The organism is Streptomyces sp. NPDC051214 (assembly GCF_040682375.1).
GTDB lineage: Bacteria > Actinomycetota > Actinomycetes > Streptomycetales > Streptomycetaceae > Streptomyces.
The window spans coordinates 178,821-197,593 of sequence record NZ_JBFBAT010000009.1 but is presented as its reverse complement, the minus strand read 5'-3'; the positions used below and the strand labels follow the sequence as shown (position 1 = coordinate 197,593).

14 protein-coding genes are annotated in these 18,773 nt (G+C 71.0%); 10 read left to right on the top strand and 4 right to left on the bottom strand.

Going from position 1 to position 18,773, the window contains the following annotated elements; translation table 11 throughout:
• Positions 1-56: 56 nt before the first annotated feature.
• From AB0M70_RS24535 to AB0M70_RS24520, 4 genes are all read right to left on the bottom strand, one after another.
• The gene (locus AB0M70_RS24535) at positions 57-2,471 is read right to left on the bottom strand and encodes a DUF3488 and transglutaminase-like domain-containing protein (RefSeq protein WP_365822732.1); all 2,415 of its coding nucleotides are present in this window, start codon (positions 2,469-2,471) and stop codon (positions 57-59) included.
• Between the two features lie 67 nt (positions 2,472-2,538).
• A complete protein-coding gene (locus tag AB0M70_RS24530; protein WP_365822730.1) occupies positions 2,539-3,906 on the bottom strand; it encodes a DUF58 domain-containing protein in 1,368 nt (455 codons plus the stop codon).
• Positions 3,906-4,925: a MoxR family ATPase gene (locus AB0M70_RS24525; protein WP_363208238.1), complete on the bottom strand. Its 1,020-nt coding sequence runs from the start codon at positions 4,923-4,925 to the stop codon at positions 3,906-3,908. Before AB0M70_RS24525 ends, AB0M70_RS24530 begins: the two co-directional genes overlap by 1 nt.
• Before the next feature lie 226 nt (positions 4,926-5,151).
• Positions 5,152-5,772 carry a carbonic anhydrase gene (locus AB0M70_RS24520; protein WP_365822727.1) on the bottom strand — a complete coding sequence of 207 codons (621 nt, stop codon included), beginning with the start codon at positions 5,770-5,772 and terminating at the stop codon, positions 5,152-5,154.
• Between the two features lie 358 nt (positions 5,773-6,130).
• Here AB0M70_RS24520 and rsmH point away from each other — a divergent pair, with 358 nt between their 5' ends.
• The 10 genes from rsmH (at position 6,131) to AB0M70_RS24470 (ending at position 18,565) form a co-directional block, all read left to right on the top strand.
• Positions 6,131-7,087 carry a 16S rRNA (cytosine(1402)-N(4))-methyltransferase RsmH gene (rsmH, locus tag AB0M70_RS24515; protein WP_365822725.1) on the top strand — a complete coding sequence of 319 codons (957 nt, stop codon included), beginning with the start codon at positions 6,131-6,133 and terminating at the stop codon, positions 7,085-7,087.
• Between the two features lie 48 nt (positions 7,088-7,135).
• Complete coding sequence (locus AB0M70_RS24510; protein WP_365822723.1) at positions 7,136-7,687, top strand: cell division protein FtsL; 552 nt, start codon at positions 7,136-7,138, stop codon at positions 7,685-7,687.
• A 5-nt stretch (positions 7,688-7,692) separates the two neighbouring features.
• Complete coding sequence (locus AB0M70_RS24505; RefSeq protein ID WP_365822721.1) at positions 7,693-9,660, top strand: penicillin-binding protein 2; 1,968 nt, start codon at positions 7,693-7,695, stop codon at positions 9,658-9,660.
• A gap of 19 nt (positions 9,661-9,679) precedes the next feature.
• On the top strand, positions 9,680-11,332 hold the full coding sequence (locus AB0M70_RS24500) for a UDP-N-acetylmuramoyl-L-alanyl-D-glutamate--2,6-diaminopimelate ligase (RefSeq protein ID WP_365822719.1): 1,653 nt from the start codon (positions 9,680-9,682) through the stop codon (positions 11,330-11,332).
• A 4-nt stretch (positions 11,333-11,336) separates the two neighbouring features.
• The gene (gene murF, locus AB0M70_RS24495; RefSeq protein ID WP_365822717.1) at positions 11,337-12,749 is read left to right on the top strand and encodes a UDP-N-acetylmuramoyl-tripeptide--D-alanyl-D-alanine ligase; all 1,413 of its coding nucleotides are present in this window, start codon (positions 11,337-11,339) and stop codon (positions 12,747-12,749) included.
• Positions 12,746-13,816: a phospho-N-acetylmuramoyl-pentapeptide-transferase gene (gene mraY, locus AB0M70_RS24490; protein ID WP_160504534.1), complete on the top strand. Its 1,071-nt coding sequence runs from the start codon at positions 12,746-12,748 to the stop codon at positions 13,814-13,816. Before murF ends, mraY begins: the two co-directional genes overlap by 4 nt.
• Positions 13,798-15,222, top strand: a complete 1,425-nt coding sequence (murD, locus tag AB0M70_RS24485) for a UDP-N-acetylmuramoyl-L-alanine--D-glutamate ligase (protein WP_365822714.1) — start codon at positions 13,798-13,800, stop codon at positions 15,220-15,222. Before mraY ends, murD begins: the two co-directional genes overlap by 19 nt.
• Before the next feature lie 79 nt (positions 15,223-15,301).
• A complete protein-coding gene (ftsW, locus tag AB0M70_RS24480; protein ID WP_361826884.1) occupies positions 15,302-16,624 on the top strand; it encodes a putative lipid II flippase FtsW in 1,323 nt (440 codons plus the stop codon).
• Between the two features lie 6 nt (positions 16,625-16,630).
• Positions 16,631-17,725, top strand: coding sequence for an undecaprenyldiphospho-muramoylpentapeptide beta-N-acetylglucosaminyltransferase (gene murG / locus AB0M70_RS24475; protein WP_361188817.1), 1,095 nt, complete (start codon positions 16,631-16,633; stop codon positions 17,723-17,725).
• A gap of 33 nt (positions 17,726-17,758) precedes the next feature.
• Positions 17,759-18,565, top strand: a complete 807-nt coding sequence (locus tag AB0M70_RS24470) for an FtsQ-type POTRA domain-containing protein (RefSeq protein WP_365822711.1) — start codon at positions 17,759-17,761, stop codon at positions 18,563-18,565.
• Positions 18,566-18,773 lie beyond the last annotated feature (208 nt).

The following is an 18,773-nucleotide window of genomic DNA, read 5'->3' as shown; positions in this document are numbered from 1 at the left end:
TCTTCAGCAGTGCGTAAGGGGTGACCGCCCAGGCGGTCACCCCTTACGCATGCTCTCTAGCTCTCCTGCTGCGAAGGCTTCCGCAGCGCCGTCCACCGCCTGGCGATCCGCTCGGACCACCGCGCCTTGACCGCCGTCCAGCGGTCCGAGGCCGCCCACACCACCCGTGCGGCCGAACGCGGGGCAAGTGTCGCCCGCAGCCGTGCCGAGCGGTTCGACGTGGCCAGCAGACCGGCCGAGACGCGGTGCACGTCGTCGGCCAGGCCCGCCGTCAGCTGCGGCCGAGGCGCGTACAGCACCTGCTCGACCGCGGCGGCCAGCCGGTGGACGGAATCCGCGGGTGCCGCGGTGAGCTGACCGATCCGTACGATCCGGGCCGCCGCCTTGCGCGGGGTCTGTGACTCGTCCGGCGTGATCCCGTGGTCCCAGGCCGTGTCGGTCACCTCCAGCCAGGCGGCCAGGGTCCGCGCGGCCGCGTCCGCCTCCGTACGGCCCGTCGAGCCCAGACGCACCGCGCGGACGCGTCGGCGCCACACCATCGGCAGCAAGGGCAAACCGAGGACCACAAGCGCCCCCAGGGTCACCGCCACGATCGTGTCGATCGGCGGTCCGTCCCCACCCGAACCGCCCGCGATCGCCGGGGCCGTGCTCGCGCAGCCGCCCTGCCTCTGCTGGTCGGGCGGGCAGCTCGCGGAGGCGGAGGGCTCGTCGGACGGCGCCGACGACGAGGTCGGCTCGGGCGCCGCCGGGTCGCTCGAGCCGTCGGACGGGGTGTCCGGGCGGGTGTACTCCGGCACCGTGCCGCGGTTCGGGGTGGGCTCGAAGCGGGTCCAGCCCACGCCCTCGAAGTACAGCTCGGGCCAGGCGTGCGCGTCCCGCAGGCCGACCGACATGGAGCCGTCCGCCTGCGCGGCGCCGGGCGTGAAGCCCACCGCCACGCGCGCGGGGATGTCCAGCGTCCGCGCCATCGAGGCCATCGCGAACGAGAAGTGGACGCAGAAGCCTTCCTTCTGCTCCAGGAAGCGGGCGATCGCCGCCGGGCCGCTGCCCGCGCGCACCTGCGTGTTGTAGGTGAAGCCGCCCTCCGAGGCGAAGTAGTCCTGGAGCTTGACCGCTTTCTCGTAGTCGTTCGACGAGCCCTTGGTGATCTTGCGGGCCTCGGACGCCACCACGGACGGCAAGGTCTCGGGGACCTTGGTGAACTCCCGCGCGATCTGCCGCGGCGGCTCGGCGGCGTTGGCCAGCTGCTCGGCCGTGGGCTGCACGATGAGGCTCTTGACCTCGTACTGCGCGCCGCGTGTCGTCTGCCCGCGGTCACCCACCAGGGCGCGTCCCACCGGCTCGTACCGCCAGCGGCCGTTGATCTTCACCTCGCTCGCCGGGTAGGGCATCGGCAGCCAGTTCTGCGCGTAGCTGTCGGCGGCGGAGATGTTCGTCTGGATCTCGCTCCTGCGGACGTCGGGATAGAGCCCCGGCGGGTCCTCCAGGCGCGGGGGCACGTCCTCGATGCTGCGGACGGTGGTCTTCCAGGTCGTGCCGTCGAACTGGTCGAGGGAGACGATCCGCAGGTAGAGGTTCTCCGTCTCCTTGGCGTTCGTCTTGTACGAGATGACCTCGCGGTCGTCCGGTTCGTTCAGGCTGTCCTGGAGCGCGACCAGCGGGTTCACCGCGGAGATCGTGCCGCCACCACCGGAACCCGAGCCTCCGGCGCCGCCGGAACCGTCGAGGAGCCCGCCGTCCAGGGCGGGCAGTGCGAGCGGCACCACCAGGGCGATGCCCAGGGCCACCGCGCCGATGCGCCGGCCCGTGCGGACCGGCGCGATCGCACCGCTGTCGGTCTCCAGGCCCCCGGAGATCCGGCCGGGCGCGCGCGCCGCGCCCCCGAAGACCCGCCCCCACTGGGAGAGCCGGTCCCGGCCCTCGGCCAGGAGCAGCAGCAGATATCCGGCGGCGGCGAGCAGGAACCACAGCCACCCGGCCCCGTCCCCGGAGAGCCCCGCCGCGACCGAGTACAGCGCGAGCAGCGGAAGACCCGCGGGCGCCGCCGTACGGAACGTCACCGCGAGGGCGTCCACCGCGAGGCCGATCACCAGGACGCCGCCGACCAGCATCAGCCGGATGCCGTCACTGAGCGGCGCCGGGATCGCGTACTGCCCGACGTCGTTGCCGCCTGCCTCCAGGAGCAGTCCGAACTTCCGGAACACGTCGGGGCCCGGGATCACGCCGCCGATCGCCTGCTCGCGGGCGAATACCAGCGTCAGCATCAGCAGCGTCACCAGGGCCTGCACCGCGACCGTGACCGGCCGGGCCAGCGGGACCCGCCGGGTGAGCGCCCCCACGCCGCTCTGCAGCGCGAGGAGGATCGCCGCCTGGACGAACCACGTCGCCGGATCGACGAGCGGCAGCAGCGCCCCCGAGGCCATCAGCGTGGCCGCCGTGGCACAGAGCGCGAGTCGCGCGCGCCCACTCATGAACGTCCCCCTGTTGTCGTGCCCTTGGTCCCGTCTGCCGGGCCGCCGCCGGTCCGCGGCCCCCGCCTCATGCCCAGCCCCCGGTCGTCGTGCCCGCCGTGGGAGCCGGGCCCGCGCCCGCCCGCAGATGGTCCGCCTGGCGCCACAGGTCCACCAGGGCGACCCCGGGAGGCACCGCCACGGCCGTCCAGCCCGCCTCGCGCAGCATCCGGACCCGCTCGTCGCCGGGGCCCTCGGGAACGCCGCCGGTGCCCTGCGCCCAGACCGTGGCGTCCAGGACGAAGGCGACCGCGGCGCCGCTGCGCTGGCGCATCTTGGCGGCCACCGTCGCCTGTTCCTCGTCGAGGTCGCCGAAGAAGGCGATCAGCAGGCCTTCGTTGCCCCCGCGCAGCACGTCGTACGCCGGGGAGAGTCCCGTGCCGTCCGAGTGGTCGATCACCGCGAGGGTGTCCATCATCAGTCCCGCCGCGTCCGCGGACTCCTGGCTCGCGCCCGCGAAGCCGTCCGAGCCCTCGCCGGGCACGGAATTGCCGGTGTCCGTCAACAGTCGTACGGAGAAGCCCCGTTCGAGCATGTGGACCAGGGCGGACGCCGTGCCCGAGACCGCCCACTCGAAGGCCGAGTCGGGCCCGGCGCCCCGGAAGGCGCGTGCCCGGGTATCGAGCAGCACCGTGCAGCGGGCCCGCTGCGGCTGCTCCTCGCGGCGCACCATGAGCTCCCCGTAGCGGGCCGTGGAGCGCCAGTGGACGCGGCGCAGGTCGTCGCCGTGGCGGTAGCCCCGCGGGATCACGTCGTCCTCGCCCGCGAGGGCCAGCGAGCGGTTGCGCCCGTCGCCGTACCCCTTGGCCTCGCCGGTGAGCCGTACAGGCGGCAGGGCCTCCACCCGCGGGATGACCGTCAGGGTGTCGTACGTGGAGAAGGAGCGGGTCAGTTCGCACATCCCGAACGGGTCCGTCAGGCGCAGTTGCAGCGGCCCCAGCGGATAGCGCCCCCGCAGGTCCGAGCGGACGCGGTAGGACACCTCACGGCGGCCGCCCGCCTCCACCCGGTCGAGCACGAACCGGGGCCGCGGCCCCAGGACGTAGGGCACCCGGTCCTGGAGCATGAGCAGTCCCGTGGGCAGCCGCGAGACGTTGTCCATCCGCAGGTGGACCCGCGCCTCCGAACTGGCCGGCACGCGCGCGGGGGAGAGCCTGCGGCTGCCCGCGACGCGGTAACGGGTGCGGTAGAGCACCGTCGCGCACACCAGCGGGAGCACGGCGAGCAGCAGCCCGACCCGGAGCAGATCGCTCTGCCCCAGGACGTAGGCGCAGATGGCCGCGGCGACCCCGGCGGCGAGGAACGAACGCCCGCGCGTGGTCAGCCCCGCGAGCGCGGTCCGCAGTCCGCCCTTGCCCTCCTCGTCCTGCGCCGGCTGCGGCCCCCCGGCCGCCATCACAGCCTCCGCGCGCCGGGCGGCTGCTGGTTGAAGTAGCCGCTGTTCGGCTGGACGGCGGCGGGCACGGGCGTGCGCTGGAGGATCTCCAGGACGACGGACTCAGCCGTACGCCGGTTCAACTGGGCCTGGGCCGTGGGCAGCAGCCGGTGCGCGAGCACCGCCACGGCGAGGGCCTGGACGTCGTCCGGCAGGGCGAAGTCGCGGCCGCTGAGCGCCGCGGAGGCCTTGGCCGCCCGCAGCAGGTGCAGCGTCGCGCGCGGCGACGCCCCGAGTCTCAGGTCCGGGTGGTTGCGGGTGGCCGCCACCAGGTCCACGGCGTACCGCCGTACGGCCTCGGCGACGTGGACCGTGCGGACCGCGTCGATGAGCTTGACGATGTCGTGCGCGTGCGCCACCGGCTGGAGGTCGTCGAGCGGCGAGACACCGCCGTGCACGTCCAGCATCTGCAGCTCGGCCTCCGCGTTCGGATAGCCGATCGAGACGCGCGCCATGAAGCGGTCGCGCTGCGCCTCGGGGAGGGGATAGGTCCCCTCCATCTCGACGGGGTTCTGCGTCGCCACCACCATGAAGGGGCTCGGCAGTTCGTAGGTCTGCCCGTCGATGGTGACCTGGCGCTCCTCCATGGACTCCAGGAGCGCCGACTGCGTCTTGGGGGACGCGCGGTTGATCTCGTCGCCGATCACGATCTGCGCGAAGATCGCGCCGGGCTTGAACTCGAAGTCCCTGCGCTGCTGGTCGAAGATCGACACACCGGTGATGTCCGACGGCAGCAGGTCGGGCGTGAACTGGATGCGCCGCACGGAGCAGTCGATCGACCGCGCCAGCGCCTTGGCGAGCATGGTCTTGCCCACGCCCGGCACATCCTCGATCAGCAGATGCCCCTCGGCGAGGAGCACGGTCAGCGAAAGCCGTACGACCTCTGGCTTGCCCTCGATCACACCCTCGACCGACCCGCGGACACGCTCCGCTGTGGCGGTCAGATCTGTGAGGCTCGCTCGATCGTCATAGGTCGTCACCCGGCCCTCCTCGGACACGTTCTCCCGGGCCGACGCATGTGTGTGCGGCCCGGCCCACCCCGAATCACGGACACCACGCACGAAACGTTCAGCGTGGTGCCCACCCCGCATTCTTGTTGGGCATACCGGGTTGTGTCACTCGCCCGCGGATAACTGGCGACGATATGTCAGCTCTTACGGCCTTTTGCCTGCCGAGGTGTTCCGGAAAGATCCCCTCCGGACCCGGTCACGCAGGGTCGATCTCCCGCAGCAGACCGGTGGTCACATCGAAGACGAATCCCCGCACATCGTCGGTGTGCAGGAGGAACGGCGAGGTCCGCACCCGCTCCATCGACTGGCGTACGTCCTGATCGACGTCGCGGAAGGACTCCACCGCCCAGGCGGGCCGCTGGCCGACCTCGAGCTCCAGCTCGTGCCGGAACTCCTCGGTGAGGCTCTCCAGACCGCAGCTGGTGTGGTGGATCAGCACGACGCTGCGGGTGCCGAGCGCGCGCTGGCTGATCGTCAGGGAGCGCATGACGTCGTCGGTGACCACGCCGCCCGCGTTGCGGATGGTGTGGCAGTCGCCCAGTTCGAGGCCGAGCGCGGCGTGCAGGTCGATGCGGGCGTCCATGCAGGAGACGACGGCCACACCGAGGACGGGTCGTGCGTCCATGCCGGGGTCCGTGAAGTCGGATGCGTACCGCTTGTTCGCCTCGACGAGGCGGTCCGTGACGGTGTCACCGGCGGTTATGCCGCCGGTCGGCTCTGCGGGGAAGCCCGTGGGCGATGCGGAAGTCGACATGGCTATGACGGTAGTCGTCACTGATCGCCGGGGCCCGCTGTGAGAAGGGACAAAGAACGTCAATGAGTCTTGTTGTGAGCTAACCCACAGGGGTGTGCCGCCTACGCCCGAACGGGTGACGAGGCGTCTTCCGAGGCCCGCCGACGACCCGTCCGCGACGCGCAGGCCAGTTGATTGACCGGGCGACACGGTGGACTAAAGTGACGCGAAGTGGGAGCCGTGACCCTGCTCCCAGCTGGACTGTTCACCCGGAGATTTCCTGAATCCCCCCACGTGCGCCGCGCGTACGTACGGCTCGGCCTCCTCCCGCTCCCGGTCGGCTGACGCCACTTCCCCGGCGCCAGCAGGCCATTCCCCTTCTGGAGCGGGCGGGGACCCGGCCGTGCGTCACCGCGCTTCGCGCCGGACCTGAGAGGGCCCTTTGAGCCATACCCGACACGTCCCGGTGATGCTCCAGCGATGCCTGGACCTGTTGGCCCCCGCGCTGGCCGAGCCGGGCGCGGTCGTCGTCGACTGCACCCTCGGACTCGGCGGCCACAGCGAGGCGCTGCTTTCCACCTTCCCGTCGGCCCGCCTGATCGGCCTCGACCGGGACAAGGAAGCGCTGCGGCTCTCCGGAGAGCGGCTCGCCCCCTTCGGTGACCGGGCCGAGCTGGTGCACGCCGTCTACGACGAACTGCCCGAGGTGCTCGACCGCCTCGGCATCGCGAAGGTCCAGGGCGTCCTGTTCGACCTCGGCGTCTCCTCGATGCAACTCGACGAGGCCGACCGGGGCTTCGCCTACGCCCAGGACGCACCGCTGGACATGCGCATGGACCAGACGACCGGCATGAGCGCCGCCGAGGTCCTCAACACGTACGCACCGGGCGAACTGGTGCGGATCCTGCGCCAGTACGGCGAGGAGAAGCAGGCCAAGCGGATCGTGAGCGCGGTCGTCCGCGAGCGCGAGAAGGAGCCGTTCAGCAACAGCGCGCGGCTCGTCGAGCTGATCCGTGACTCCCTGCCGCAGGCCGCCAAGCGCACCGGCGGCAACCCCGCCAAGCGCACCTTCCAGGCCCTGCGCATCGAGGTCAACGGCGAGCTGAGCGTCCTGGAGGCGGCCATCCCGGCGGCCGTGAAGGCCCTCGCCGTCGGCGGCCGCATCGCCGTCCTGTCGTACCACTCGCTGGAGGACCGGCTGGTCAAGCAGGTGTTCGCGGCCGGCGCCGCGACGACCGCGCCGCCCGGCCTGCCCATCGTCCCCGAGCGCTACCAGCCCCGGCTCAAGCTGCTCACGCGCGGCGCCGAACTCCCCACCGAGGAAGAGGTCGCCGAGAACCGCCGGGCGGCCCCGGCACGGCTGCGGGGTGCGCAGCGCATCCGCGAGGAGGCCCCGTGAAGCGCGCCCGCCGGGAGGACCCGTGAACGGCGTCCCTGAGGAGGCCCCATGAGCAAGAAGCCCCAGCTGCGGGGGAGGGCCGCCCGCCTCGCGCGGCTGCTGCCGTCGGGGCCGAGCCAGGCCGCGCGCACGCCGTTCGTGCTGCTCGTCGTGCTGCTGCTCGGCGGCGGTCTGATCACGCTCCTTATCCTGAACTCCTCGCTCAACGAAGGCTCGTTCCAGCTGAGCGAGCTCAAGAAGGAGACGACGGAGCTCACCGACCAGGAGCAGGAGCTCCAGCGGGACGTGGACGCCTACGCCGCCCCCGAGGCCCTTCAGCGCCGCGCCAGTGAGCTCGGCATGGTGCCGGGCGGCGACCCGGCCTTCCTGAACCCGGACGGCACCGTGCGCGGTGTCCCCGGAGCCGCCGAGCGGTCCTCCGCGCTGAACCCGGACCCGCGCCCGCAGGAGGTGGCGTCCCCGGCGCCCTCGGTCTCCGTCCCGGTGGTTCCGTCACCCACACCGCCCCAGGCGTCCCCGGCGCCCTCCGCCCCGGCCCCGGACGCCTCGCCCACGCCCGACCCCTCCGCGACGCCCGGCCCCACGACCTCCGGCAGGTGACGTAAGTGACGGACCGCCAACCCCCGCGACGCAGGGTCCCGGGACCCGCGCGGCCCTCGCGCCCCGCCCGCCCCGGCGAACAGCGCCGCCCGGCAGGCGGGGCCCGCCCCGCCGCCCGCCGCCCGCGCCCCGCCACCCCCAGGCAGCCGCCCCGCACCATCCGCCTCGGCAGCCCGCGGCCCCGCCTGCGCATGGTGAGCCTCGGTCTGTCCCTGGTGATGCTGGCCTTCGTCGTACGCCTCCTGCAGGTGCAGGCGGTCGATGCGAGCGTCTACACCGCCAAGGCCGAGAAGAACCGCTACTTCAGCCATGTCCTGACCGCCGAGCGCGGCGGCATCACCGACCGCCGCGGCGTCGAACTGGCCGCCAGCGTGGACGCGTACGACATCACGGCCGACCCCACGATGTTCACCGCCAAAGAAATGGGCATCAAGGACGCGCCCGAGCAGGCCGCCGCGCTCCTCGCGCCGATCCTGGACAAGGACGTCGACCGGCTCACCGAACAGCTGAAGACCCCCAAGACGCGCTACGTCCTGCTCGCCCGCCGGCAGACCCCGCAGGTCTGGAAGCAGATCAAGGACCTGCGCAGCGCGCTCGCCGACAAGGCGAGCGCCGACAAGAAGAGCGCCAACATCCTGGCGGGCGTCTTCCAGGACCCCAGCAGCAAGCGCGTGTACCCGAACGCCAGTCTGGGCGCCGGGATACTGGGCTGGGTCAACGCCGAGGGCAAGGGCGCGGGCGGCCTCGAGCAGCAGCTCAACAAGGAGCTCGCGGGCAAGGACGGCAAGATCAGGTACGCCCAGTCCGGCGGCCACCAGGTGCCCACCGCGGGCAGCACCGAGACGCCCGCCGTGCCCGGCTCGGACGTCGAGCTCACCATCGACCGCGACATCCAGTGGGCCGCGCAGAGCGCCATCACCAGGCAGGTGGAGAAGTCCCGGGCGGACCGCGGCTACGTGATAGTGCAGGACAACAAGACCGGCGAGATCCTCGCGATGGCCAACTCCCCGGGCTTCGACCCGAACGACCTCTCGCAGGCCGACGGGACGGCCCTGGGCAACGCCTCGCTCCAGGACGCCTTCGAGCCGGGCTCCACCGCCAAGGTCATGTCGATGGCGGCCGTCCTGGAGGAGGAAGCGGCCACGCCCGCCACCCATGTGACGGTGCCCAACCGGCTGCACCGCGGCGACCGGCTCTTCCAGGACGACATCGACCACCCGACCTGGCACCTCACGCTCAACGGCGTGCTCGCCAAGTCCAGCAACATCGGCACGATCCTGGCCACCGGCGAGCTGGGCAAGACCCAGAAGGAAGCCAACCGGTCGCTCTACTCCTACCTGCGCAAGTTCGGCATCGGCAGGGAGACCGGGCTCGGTTTCCCGGGCGAGACGTCCGGCATCTTCGCGCCCGCCGACAAGTGGTCCACCTCGCAGCAGTACACGATCCCGTTCGGCCAGGGCTTCTCCATCAACGCGATGCAGGCGGCCTCCGTCTACTCGACCATCGCCAACGACGGCGTACGCATCGAGCCCTCGCTGGTGCGCGGCACCAAGGGGCCCGACGGCCGCTTCACGCCCGCGCCCAAGCCCAAGAAGACCCGCGTGGTGAGCGCGAAGACCGCCAAGACGGTGTCGCGGATGCTCGAATCCGTCGTCGACGACGAAGAGGGCACAGGAACCAAGGCCCGCATCCCCGGCTACCGGGTCGCGGGCAAGACGGGTACGGCCAACCGGGTCGACCCCGAGACCGGCAAGTACAAGGGCTACACCTCGTCGTTCGCCGGGTTCGCGCCCGCCGACAAGCCGCGCGTCACCGTCTACTGCGCGATCCAGAACGCCACCAAGGGCAGCTACTTCGGCGGCCAGATCTGCGGTCCCATCTACAAGGAAGTCATGCAGTTCGCCCTCAAGACGCTCCAGGTCCCGCCCACCGGCAAGAGCGCGGCCCGGCTCCCCGTCACCTTCGAACCCTGAGCCCCACCAGGACAAACCCGTGACAACGATCACCCCGCGGCCGGGGAACCAGCCCCCGCCACACCGCCCGCTTCGCCCTGAGCCCGGTGCGCCCGGTACGCTCACCGCCGTGCCACACGCTGATCAGTCCCAAACCACCCAGAAGGGCGTTCCCGTGACATATCCGGGACCGCCGCGGCCGGTCCAGGTCTCCGCGACGCCGCTCGCCAGGATCGCCGATCAGCTGGGCGTCGCCGCCCCGGGCACCGGGGAGGTCAGCGGCATCACGCACGACTCCCGCGCGGTCCGCCCCGGCGACATCTACGCCGCGCTGCCCGGCGCCCGGCTGCACGGCGCCGACTTCGTCGCCCAGGCCGCCGACCTCGGCGCCGCCGCGATCCTCACCGACCCGACGGGCGCCGAGCGCGCCGCCGTCACGGGCCTGCCGGTCCTGGTCGTGGAGAATCCGCGCGGCTCCATGGGGGAGCTCGCGGCCACGGTCTACGGCCACCCGGGCCGCGATCTGCTGCAGATCGGCATCACCGGCACGTCCGGCAAGACCACCACGGCGTACCTCGTCGAAGGCGGTCTCAAGGGCGTGAAGTCGACCGGCCTCATCGGCACGGTCGAGATGCGCATCGGCGACGAGCGGATCAAGTCCGAACGCACCACCCCTGAGGCGACCGACCTCCAGGCGCTGTTCGCGGTGATGCGCGAGCGCGGCGTCGAGGCCGTCGCCATGGAGGTCTCCAGTCACGCCCTCGTGCTCGGCCGGGTGGACGGCTGCGTCTTCGACGTCGCGGTCTTCAACAACCTCAGCCCGGAGCACATGGAGTTCCACTCCGACATGGAGGACTACTTCCAGGCCAAGGCGCAGCTGTTCACCAAGCTGCGTTCCAAGGTCGGCGTGGTCAACTTCGACGACGAGTACGGGCGTCGGCTCATCGACGAGTCCGAGGTGCCCGTCACCACGTTCTCCGCCGAGGGCCACCCCGACGCCGACTGGCGCGCGGAAGGCGTCGAGGTCACGCCGTTCGACTCCACGTTCGTCGTGGTCGGCCCGCAGGGCGAGCGGATCACCGCCAAGTCCCCGCTGGCCGGGCCCTTCAACGTCGCCAACACGCTCTCCGCGATCGTCTCGCTGGCCGTCGCCGGGATCGACCCGCAGCAGGCCGCCGACGGCATCGGCGCCGTGGCCGGCGTCCCGGGCCGCCTGGAGCGCATCGACGCGGGCCAGCCCTACCTCGCGGTCGTCGACTACGCCCACAAGACGGACGCCGTCGAATCGGTTTTGCGCGCCCTGCGCAAGGTCACCGAGAACAAGCTGCACATCGTGCTCGGCTGCGGCGGCGACCGGGACAAGACCAAGCGGATGCCGATGGGCGCCGCGGCGGCCCGGCTCGCCGACACCGCCGTACTGACCTCCGACAACCCCCGTGGCGAGGACCCCCTCGCGATCCTGGCCACGATGCTCGCCGGCGCCGCCGACGTGCCGTCCCACGAACGCGGTGACGTCGCCGTCTTCGAGGACCGCGCCGCCGCCATCCGCGCGGCCGTCGCACGGGCCGAGCCGGGCGACACGGTGCTCGTCGCGGGCAAGGGCCACGAGCAGGGACAGGACATCGCCGGGGTGGTGCGTCCCTTCGACGACCGCCAGGTACTTCGCGAAGCAATCCAGCAAACCCAGGGATGAATCTGTGATCGCCCTCTCCCTCGCCGAGATCGCCAATGTCGTCGGCGGGCAGACGTACGACATACCGGATCCGTCCGTCCAGGTCACCGGACCGGTCGTCAGGGACTCCCGTGAAGTGGAGCCCGGCAGCCTCTTCGTCGCCTTCGCGGGCGAGCGCGTCGACGGCCACGACTACGCCTCCGCGGTGATCGAGGCGGGCGCCGCCGCCGTCCTGGCGGCGCGCCCCGTCGGCGTACCCGCCATCGTCGTGGACGACGTGCAGGTGGCGATCGGCGCCCTCGCGCGGCACGTCGTGGAGCGGCTCGGCGCCACGCTCGTGGCGCTCACCGGCTCCGTCGGCAAGACGAGCTCCAAGGACCTGCTCGCCCAGGTCCTGCGGAGCAAGGCACCCACGGTCTTCACGCCGGGCTCGCTCAACAACGAGATCGGCCTGCCGCTCACCGCCCTCAGCGCCACCGACGAGACGCGGTTCCTCGTCCTGGAGATGGGCGCCCGCGGCATCGGCCACATCCGCTACCTCACCGGCCTCACCCCGCCGAAGATCGGCCTCGTGCTCAACGTCGGCACCGCCCACATCGGAGAGTTCGGCGGACGCGAGCAGATCGCAGTGGCGAAGGGTGAACTCGTCGAGAGCCTGCCCGCCGACGGCACCGCCGTCCTCAACGCCGACGACCCGCTGGTGCGCGCCATGGCTTCGCGCACGAAGGCGCGCGTCCTGCTCTTCGGAGAGGCCGCCGACGCCGACGTACGTGCCGAGAATGTCCGGCTCACGGAGATCGGGCAGCCCGCCTTCACGCTGCACACACCCTCCGGGTGCAGCGACGTGACCTTGCGGCTGTACGGTGAGCACCACGTGTCGAACGCGCTTGCCGCGGCCGCCGTCGCCCATGAGCTGGGCATGTCCGCAGACGAGATCGCCCGCGCGCTCTCCGAGGCGGGCACGCTGTCCCGCTGGCGGATGGAGGTCACCGAGCGCCCGGACGGCGTGACGGTCGTCAACGACGCCTACAACGCGAACCCCGAGTCCATGCGAGCCGCCCTGCGCGCGCTCGCGTCCATGGCCAAGGGACGTCGTACGTGGGCGGTGCTCGGTCATATGGCCGAGCTCGGTGACGAGGGGCTCGCCGAACACGACGCGGTCGGACGGCTCGCTGTCCGGCTGAACGTGAGCAAGCTCGTGGCAGTCGGGGGCAGGGAAGCGTCCTGGCTCCAACTGGGCGCATACAACGAGGGTTCGTGGGGTGAGGAGTCGGTGCACGTGTCCGACGCACAGGCGGCGATCGACCTGCTGCGCAGCGAGCTGCGCCCGGGAGACGTCGTGCTGGTGAAGGCTTCCAGATCGGTCGGTCTCGAGCGGGTCGCCATGGCGCTGCTCGATGACTCCGCGTCGTCCGAGGGGCAGGTCGCCGGCCGATGAGGCAGATCCTCTTCGCGGGTGTGATCGGGCTCTTCCTGACCCTGGTCGGAACCCCGCTCCTTATCAAGTTCCTGGCCCGCAAGGGCTATGGGCAGTTCATCCGGGACGACGGCCCGCGCGAGCACCACAGCAAGCGCGGTACGCCGACCATGGGTGGCATCGCCTTCATCCTCGCGACGCTCATCGCGTACTTCCTCACGAAGATCATCACGGGTACGGAGACCACGCTCTCCGGTCTCCTCGTGCTCTTCCTGATGGCGGGCATGGGCCTCGTCGGCTTCCTCGACGACTACATCAAGATCGTCAAGCAGCGCTCGCTCGGCCTGCGCGCCAAGGCGAAGATGGCCGGACAGCTGATCGTCGGCATCGGCTTCGCCGTGCTCGCGCTGAACTGGCCGGACAACCGCAACCAGACCCCGGCCTCCACCAAGCTGTCGTTCGTCACGGACTTCGGCTGGTCGATCGGCCCGGTGCTCTTCGTGGTCTGGGCGCTGTTCATGATCCTCGCGATGTCGAACGGCGTGAACCTCACCGACGGCCTCGACGGCCTCGCCACGGGCGCCTCGGTGATGGTCTTCGGCGCGTACACCTTCATCGGTGTCTGGCAGTACCAGGAGTCCTGCGCCAACGCGGTCACGCTGACCAACCCACAGGCGTGCTTCGAGGTCAGAGACCCACTCGACCTGGCCGTGGTGGCCTCCGCCCTGATGGGTGCCTGCTTCGGCTTCCTGTGGTGGAACACCTCGCCCGCCAAGATCTTCATGGGTGACACCGGCTCGCTCGCCCTCGGCGGCGCGCTCGCCGGACTCGCGATCTGCTCGCGCACCGAGATGCTCCTCGCCCTGCTCGGCGGCCTCTTCGTGCTGATCACGATGTCGGTCGTCATCCAGGTCGGCTCCTTCCGCATGACCGGCAAGCGCGTCTTCCGCATGGCGCCACTGCAGCACCACTTCGAACTCAAGGGGTGGTCCGAGGTCCTTGTGGTGGTCCGCTTCTGGATCATCCAGGGCATGTGCGTGATCGTCGGACTCGGCCTCTTCTACGCAGGATGGGCAGCCAAGAAGTGACCAGCTGGCAGGGGAAGAACGTCACCGTCGCCGGGCTCGGCGTCTCCGGGATCCCGGCGGCCCGCGTGCTGCACGGCCTGGGCGCCCTCGTCACGGTCGTCAACGACGGCGACGACGAGCGCTCCCGTACGCAGGCCGACGAGCTGAGGGCCGAGGGCATCTCCGTCCGCCTCGGCGACGGGGCCACCCTGCCCGAAGGCACCGAACTCGTCGTCACCACGCCCGGCTGGCAGCCGGACAAGCCGCTCTTCGCGGCAGCGGCCGCCGCCGGTGTCGAGGTGTGGGGCGACGTCGAGCTCGCCTGGCGCCTGCGTGGCCCCGACGCCGCTCCCTGGCTCGCGGTCACCGGCACGAACGGCAAGACCACGACCGTACGGATGCTGGCCTCGATCCTGGAGGCGGCCGGTCTGCGCACCGCCGCCGTCGGCAACATCGGGGTCTCGCTCCTCGACGTCGTCACCGGCGAGGACACCTACGACGTCCTCGCCGTCGAGCTCTCCAGCTACCAGCTGCACTGGGCGCCCTCGCTGCGCGCCCACTCCGCGGCCGTCCTGAACCTCGCGCCCGACCACCTGGACTGGCACGGCTCCATGGAGGCGTACGCCGCCGACAAGGGCCGTGTGTACGAGGGCAATCAGGTCGCCTGCGTCTACAACGTCGCCGACAAAGCGACGGAGGACCTCGTGCGCGAGGCCGACGTCGAAGAGGGCTGCCGCGCCATCGGTTTCACGCTGAATGCGCCCGCGCCCTCGCAACTGGGCGTCGTGGACGGCATTCTGGTCGACCGTGCGTTCGTGCCGGACCGTCAGAAGCAGGCGCAGGAGCTCGCCGAGATCTCCGACGTGCAGCCGCCCGCGCCGCACAACATCGCCAACGCCCTGGCCGCGGCGGCACTCGCGCGCGCCTACGGCGTGCCCGCGACGGCCGTGCGCGACGGTCTGCGCGCCTTCCGTCCCGACGCCCACCGCATCGAACACGTCGCCGACGTGGCCGAGGTGGCGTACGTCGACGACTCCAAGGCCACCAACACCCACGCCGCGGAAGCCTCGTTGGCGGCGTACGAATCGATCGTCTGGATCGCGGGCGGGCTCGCCAAGGGCGCCACCTTCGACGAGCTGGTCACCAAGTCGGCCAAGCGGCTTCGCGGTGTCGTCCTGATCGGCGCGGACCGCGCGCTGATCCGCGAAGCCCTCGCGCGACACGCGCCCGAGGTCCCGGTCGTCGACCTCGACCGGACCGACACTGGGGCGATGTCCGAGGCGGTACGGCAGGCGGCACGGCTCGCCGAGCCGGGGGACACCGTACTGATGGCTCCGGCCTGTGCGTCGATGGACATGTTCACCAATTACAACAAGCGTGGTGACGCGTTCGCGGACGCGGTCCGCGAACTCGGCGCGAGCGCCTGACGCGGGCCCCGTGGTCCGGGGCGCCCGGCACCCTGAGGAGGGCACGTGGCAGCGTCTTGGCGGCGGGGCGGGGGTCCTGATGGCCGGCAGTAGCGGGCGCGCGCCCACGCGCCTTGCCAGGCGGCCCGCGCCGGTCCGCTCCCCGCGGGCTCCGCGCCCGCCGAGCGAGAACGCGGTGCGGCGGTTCGTCACCCGGGTCAAGCGCGCCTGGGACCGGCCGCTGACGGCCTACTACCTCATCTTCGGCAGCAGCCTGCTGATCACCGTGCTGGGCCTGGTGATGGTCTACTCGGCGTCGATGATCCAGGCGCTGCAGCTCGACCTGCCCGCCGCGTACTTCTTCCGCAAGCAGTTCGTCGCCGCCGTACTGGGCTCGATCCTGCTGCTCGTGGCCATGCGGATGCCCGTCAAGCTGCACCGGGCGCTCGCCTATCCCATCCTCGCCGTGACCGTCTTCCTGATGGTGCTCGTGCAGGTCCCCGGGATAGGGCGCAGCGTCAACGGAAACCAGAACTGGATCTATCTGGGCGGCCCCTTCCAGCTCCAGCCCAGTGAGTTCGCCAAGCTCGCCCTCGTCCTGTGGGGCGCCGATCTGCTCGCCCGCAAACACGACAAGCGCCTGCTCACCCAGTGGAAACACATGCTGGTGCCGCTCGTCCCGGTCGCCTTCATGCTGCTCGGTCTGATCATGCTGGGCGGCGACATGGGCACCGCGATCATCCTCACGGCGATCCTTTTCGGCCTGCTCTGGCTCGCGGGGGCGCCCACACGGCTCTTCGCGGGAGTGCTCTCGATCGCGGCCCTGCTCGGCGTGATCCTCATCAAGACCAGCCCCAACCGCATGGCGAGGCTCGCCTGCATCGGCGCCACCGATCCGGGCCCCGGCGACCAGTGCTGGCAGGCCGTGCACGGGATCTACGCCCTGGCCTCCGGCGGATTCTTCGGTTCCGGCCTCGGCGCGAGTGTGGAAAAATGGGGTCAACTGCCGGAACCGCACACCGACTTCATCTTCGCCATCACCGGGGAGGAACTCGGCCTTGCGGGGACGCTGTCGGTGCTCGCCCTGTTCGCGGCTCTAGGCTATGCGGGTATCCGCGTGGCCGGACGCACGGAGGACCCCTTCGTACGGTATGCCGCGGGAGGCGTGACCACCTGGATCACGGCGCAGGCCGTGATCAACGTCGGTGCGGTGCTCGGTCTGCTGCCGATCGCCGGTGTCCCGCTCCCGCTGTTCTCCTACGGGGGTTCGGCCCTGCTGCCGACCATGTTCGCCATCGGACTCCTCATCGCCTTCGCGCGGGAGGACCCGGCGGCAAAGGCGGCCCTGGCCATGCGGCAACCTCGGGTGAGATGGAACACGATGAGACGGCGCGTCAAGGCGCGTTCGTCCGGAGAGCGGTGAATTTCGGTGCATGTCGTACTCGCCGGTGGGGGGACCGCCGGCCACATCGAGCCCGCGCTCGCCCTCGCGGACGCCCTGCGGAGGCAGGACCCGACCGTGGGCATCACGGCCCTGGGCACGGAGCGTGGACTCGAGACCCGACTCGTACCCGAGCGGGGCTACGAACTCGCGCTGATCCCGGCCGTTCCGCTGCCGCGCAAGCCCACTCCTGAGCTGATCACCGTCCCGGGACGGCTGCGCGGCACGATCAAGGCGGCCGAGCAGATCCTGGAACGCACGAAGGCGGACTGCGTCGTCGGCTTCGGCGGCTACGTCGCGCTGCCGGGGTACCTCGCGGCCAAGCGGACCGGCACGCCGATCGTCGTGCACGAGGCCAACGCGCGCCCCGGCCTCGCCAACAAGATCGGATCGCGGTACGCCGCCGGGGTGGCCGTCGCCACGCCCGACAGCAAGCTGCGCAACTCCCGCTACATCGGCATCCCGCTGCGCCACACCATCGCCACGCTCGACCGGGCCCGGGTCCGCCCGGAGGCGCGCGCCGCCTTCGGCCTCGACCCGAACCTGCCGACGCTGCTCGTCTCCGGTGGCTCGCAGGGCGCACGGCGGCTCAACGAGGTCGTCCAGCAGGTCGCTCCGGTGCTTCAGCGCGCCGGAATCCAGATCCTGCACGCGGTCGGCCCGAAGAACGAAATGCCGTACGTCGAGAACATGCCCGGTATGCCGCCCTACATCCCGGTACCGTACGTGGACCGGATGGACCTCGCGTACGCCGCGGCGGACATGATGCTCTGCCGTGCGGGCGCGATGACCGTCGCCGAACTCTCCGCCGTCGGGCTTCCGGCCGCCTACGTCCCGCTGCCCATCGGCAACGGCGAACAGCGGCTGAACGCCCAGCCGGTGGTCAAGGCGGGCGGTGGACTCCTCGTGGACGACGCCGAACTGACGCCCGAGTGGGTGCAGGGCAACGTGCTCCCGGTGCTCGCCGATCCGCACCGGCTGTACGAGATGTCCCGTGCGGCCTCGGAGTTCGGCCGCAGGGACGCCGACGACCTCCTCGTCGGCATGGTGTACGAGGCGATCGCCTCACGCCGCAACGGGTGAGACGGCACTAGCAGCACGAGAAGGCAGGGGACCGTGGCCGGACCGACCACCGCCGAACGGCAGAAGCCCGCTTCTGGTGGGTCCCGCCCGCCCCGCCCTCCGCGCTCCCGGAGGCCTCGCGTACGCATGCCGCGGCCGCGCACCCTGATCCTCTCGCTGATCGCACTCGTGCTGGTCGGGGCGGGAGGAGTCTGGCTGTTCTACGGCTCGCAGTGGCTGCGCGTGGAGCGCGTGACGACGTCGGGGACCCGGGTCCTGACGCCCCAGGAGGTGCTGGACGCGGCCGCGGCCCCGGTCGGGTCACCCCTGATCTCGGTCGACACCGAGACCATCGAGGACCGGCTGCGGAAGAGACTTCCGCGTATCGACTCGGTCGAGGTCGACCGATCCTGGCCGCACACAATCGGTCTGAAAGTGACCGAACGCAAGCCGGTTCTGCTGATCGAAAAGGGCGGAAAGTTCGTCGAAGTGGACGCCAAGGGAGTGCGATTCGCCACGAGCGGACGAGCGCCCAAGGGAGTTCCGCTCCTGGAATTGAGGCCGGATCAGGAGAACGCGGAGGCGAGTCTGCGCCGTTTTGACTCGCACCGGCTGCGGCGAGAGGCGGTGCGGGTCGCGGGTGCGCTGCCCGCCCCGGTCGCCCGCGACACACGGGCCGTCAAGGTCCGTTCGTACGACTCCATCTCGTTGGAGTTGAGCGGCGGACGCACCGTGGAATGGGGCAGCAGCGAGAAGGGACGGACGAAGGCAAGCACACTCTCCGCCCTGATGAAAGCCGCCCCCAAGGCAGGGCACTTCGATGTGAGTGTCCCCACCGCCCCCGCCTCGTCGGCGAGTTGACGCATATCGTCGCAGGCCAGCACCCTGGTTCGGCAGCGCTACGGCTGATCACATAGGGTGAAAAGAAAAACGGGAGGTTCGGCGTGTTCGTTGAACGTGCGCCACTTGTCGACTTAGTGTCCTGTTCGGAAGAGTCCAAGGAACAGACACACTGGTAACCCTAAACTTCAGCGTTAGGGTTCGGGTCGGCGTTCGGACCGTCCCATTC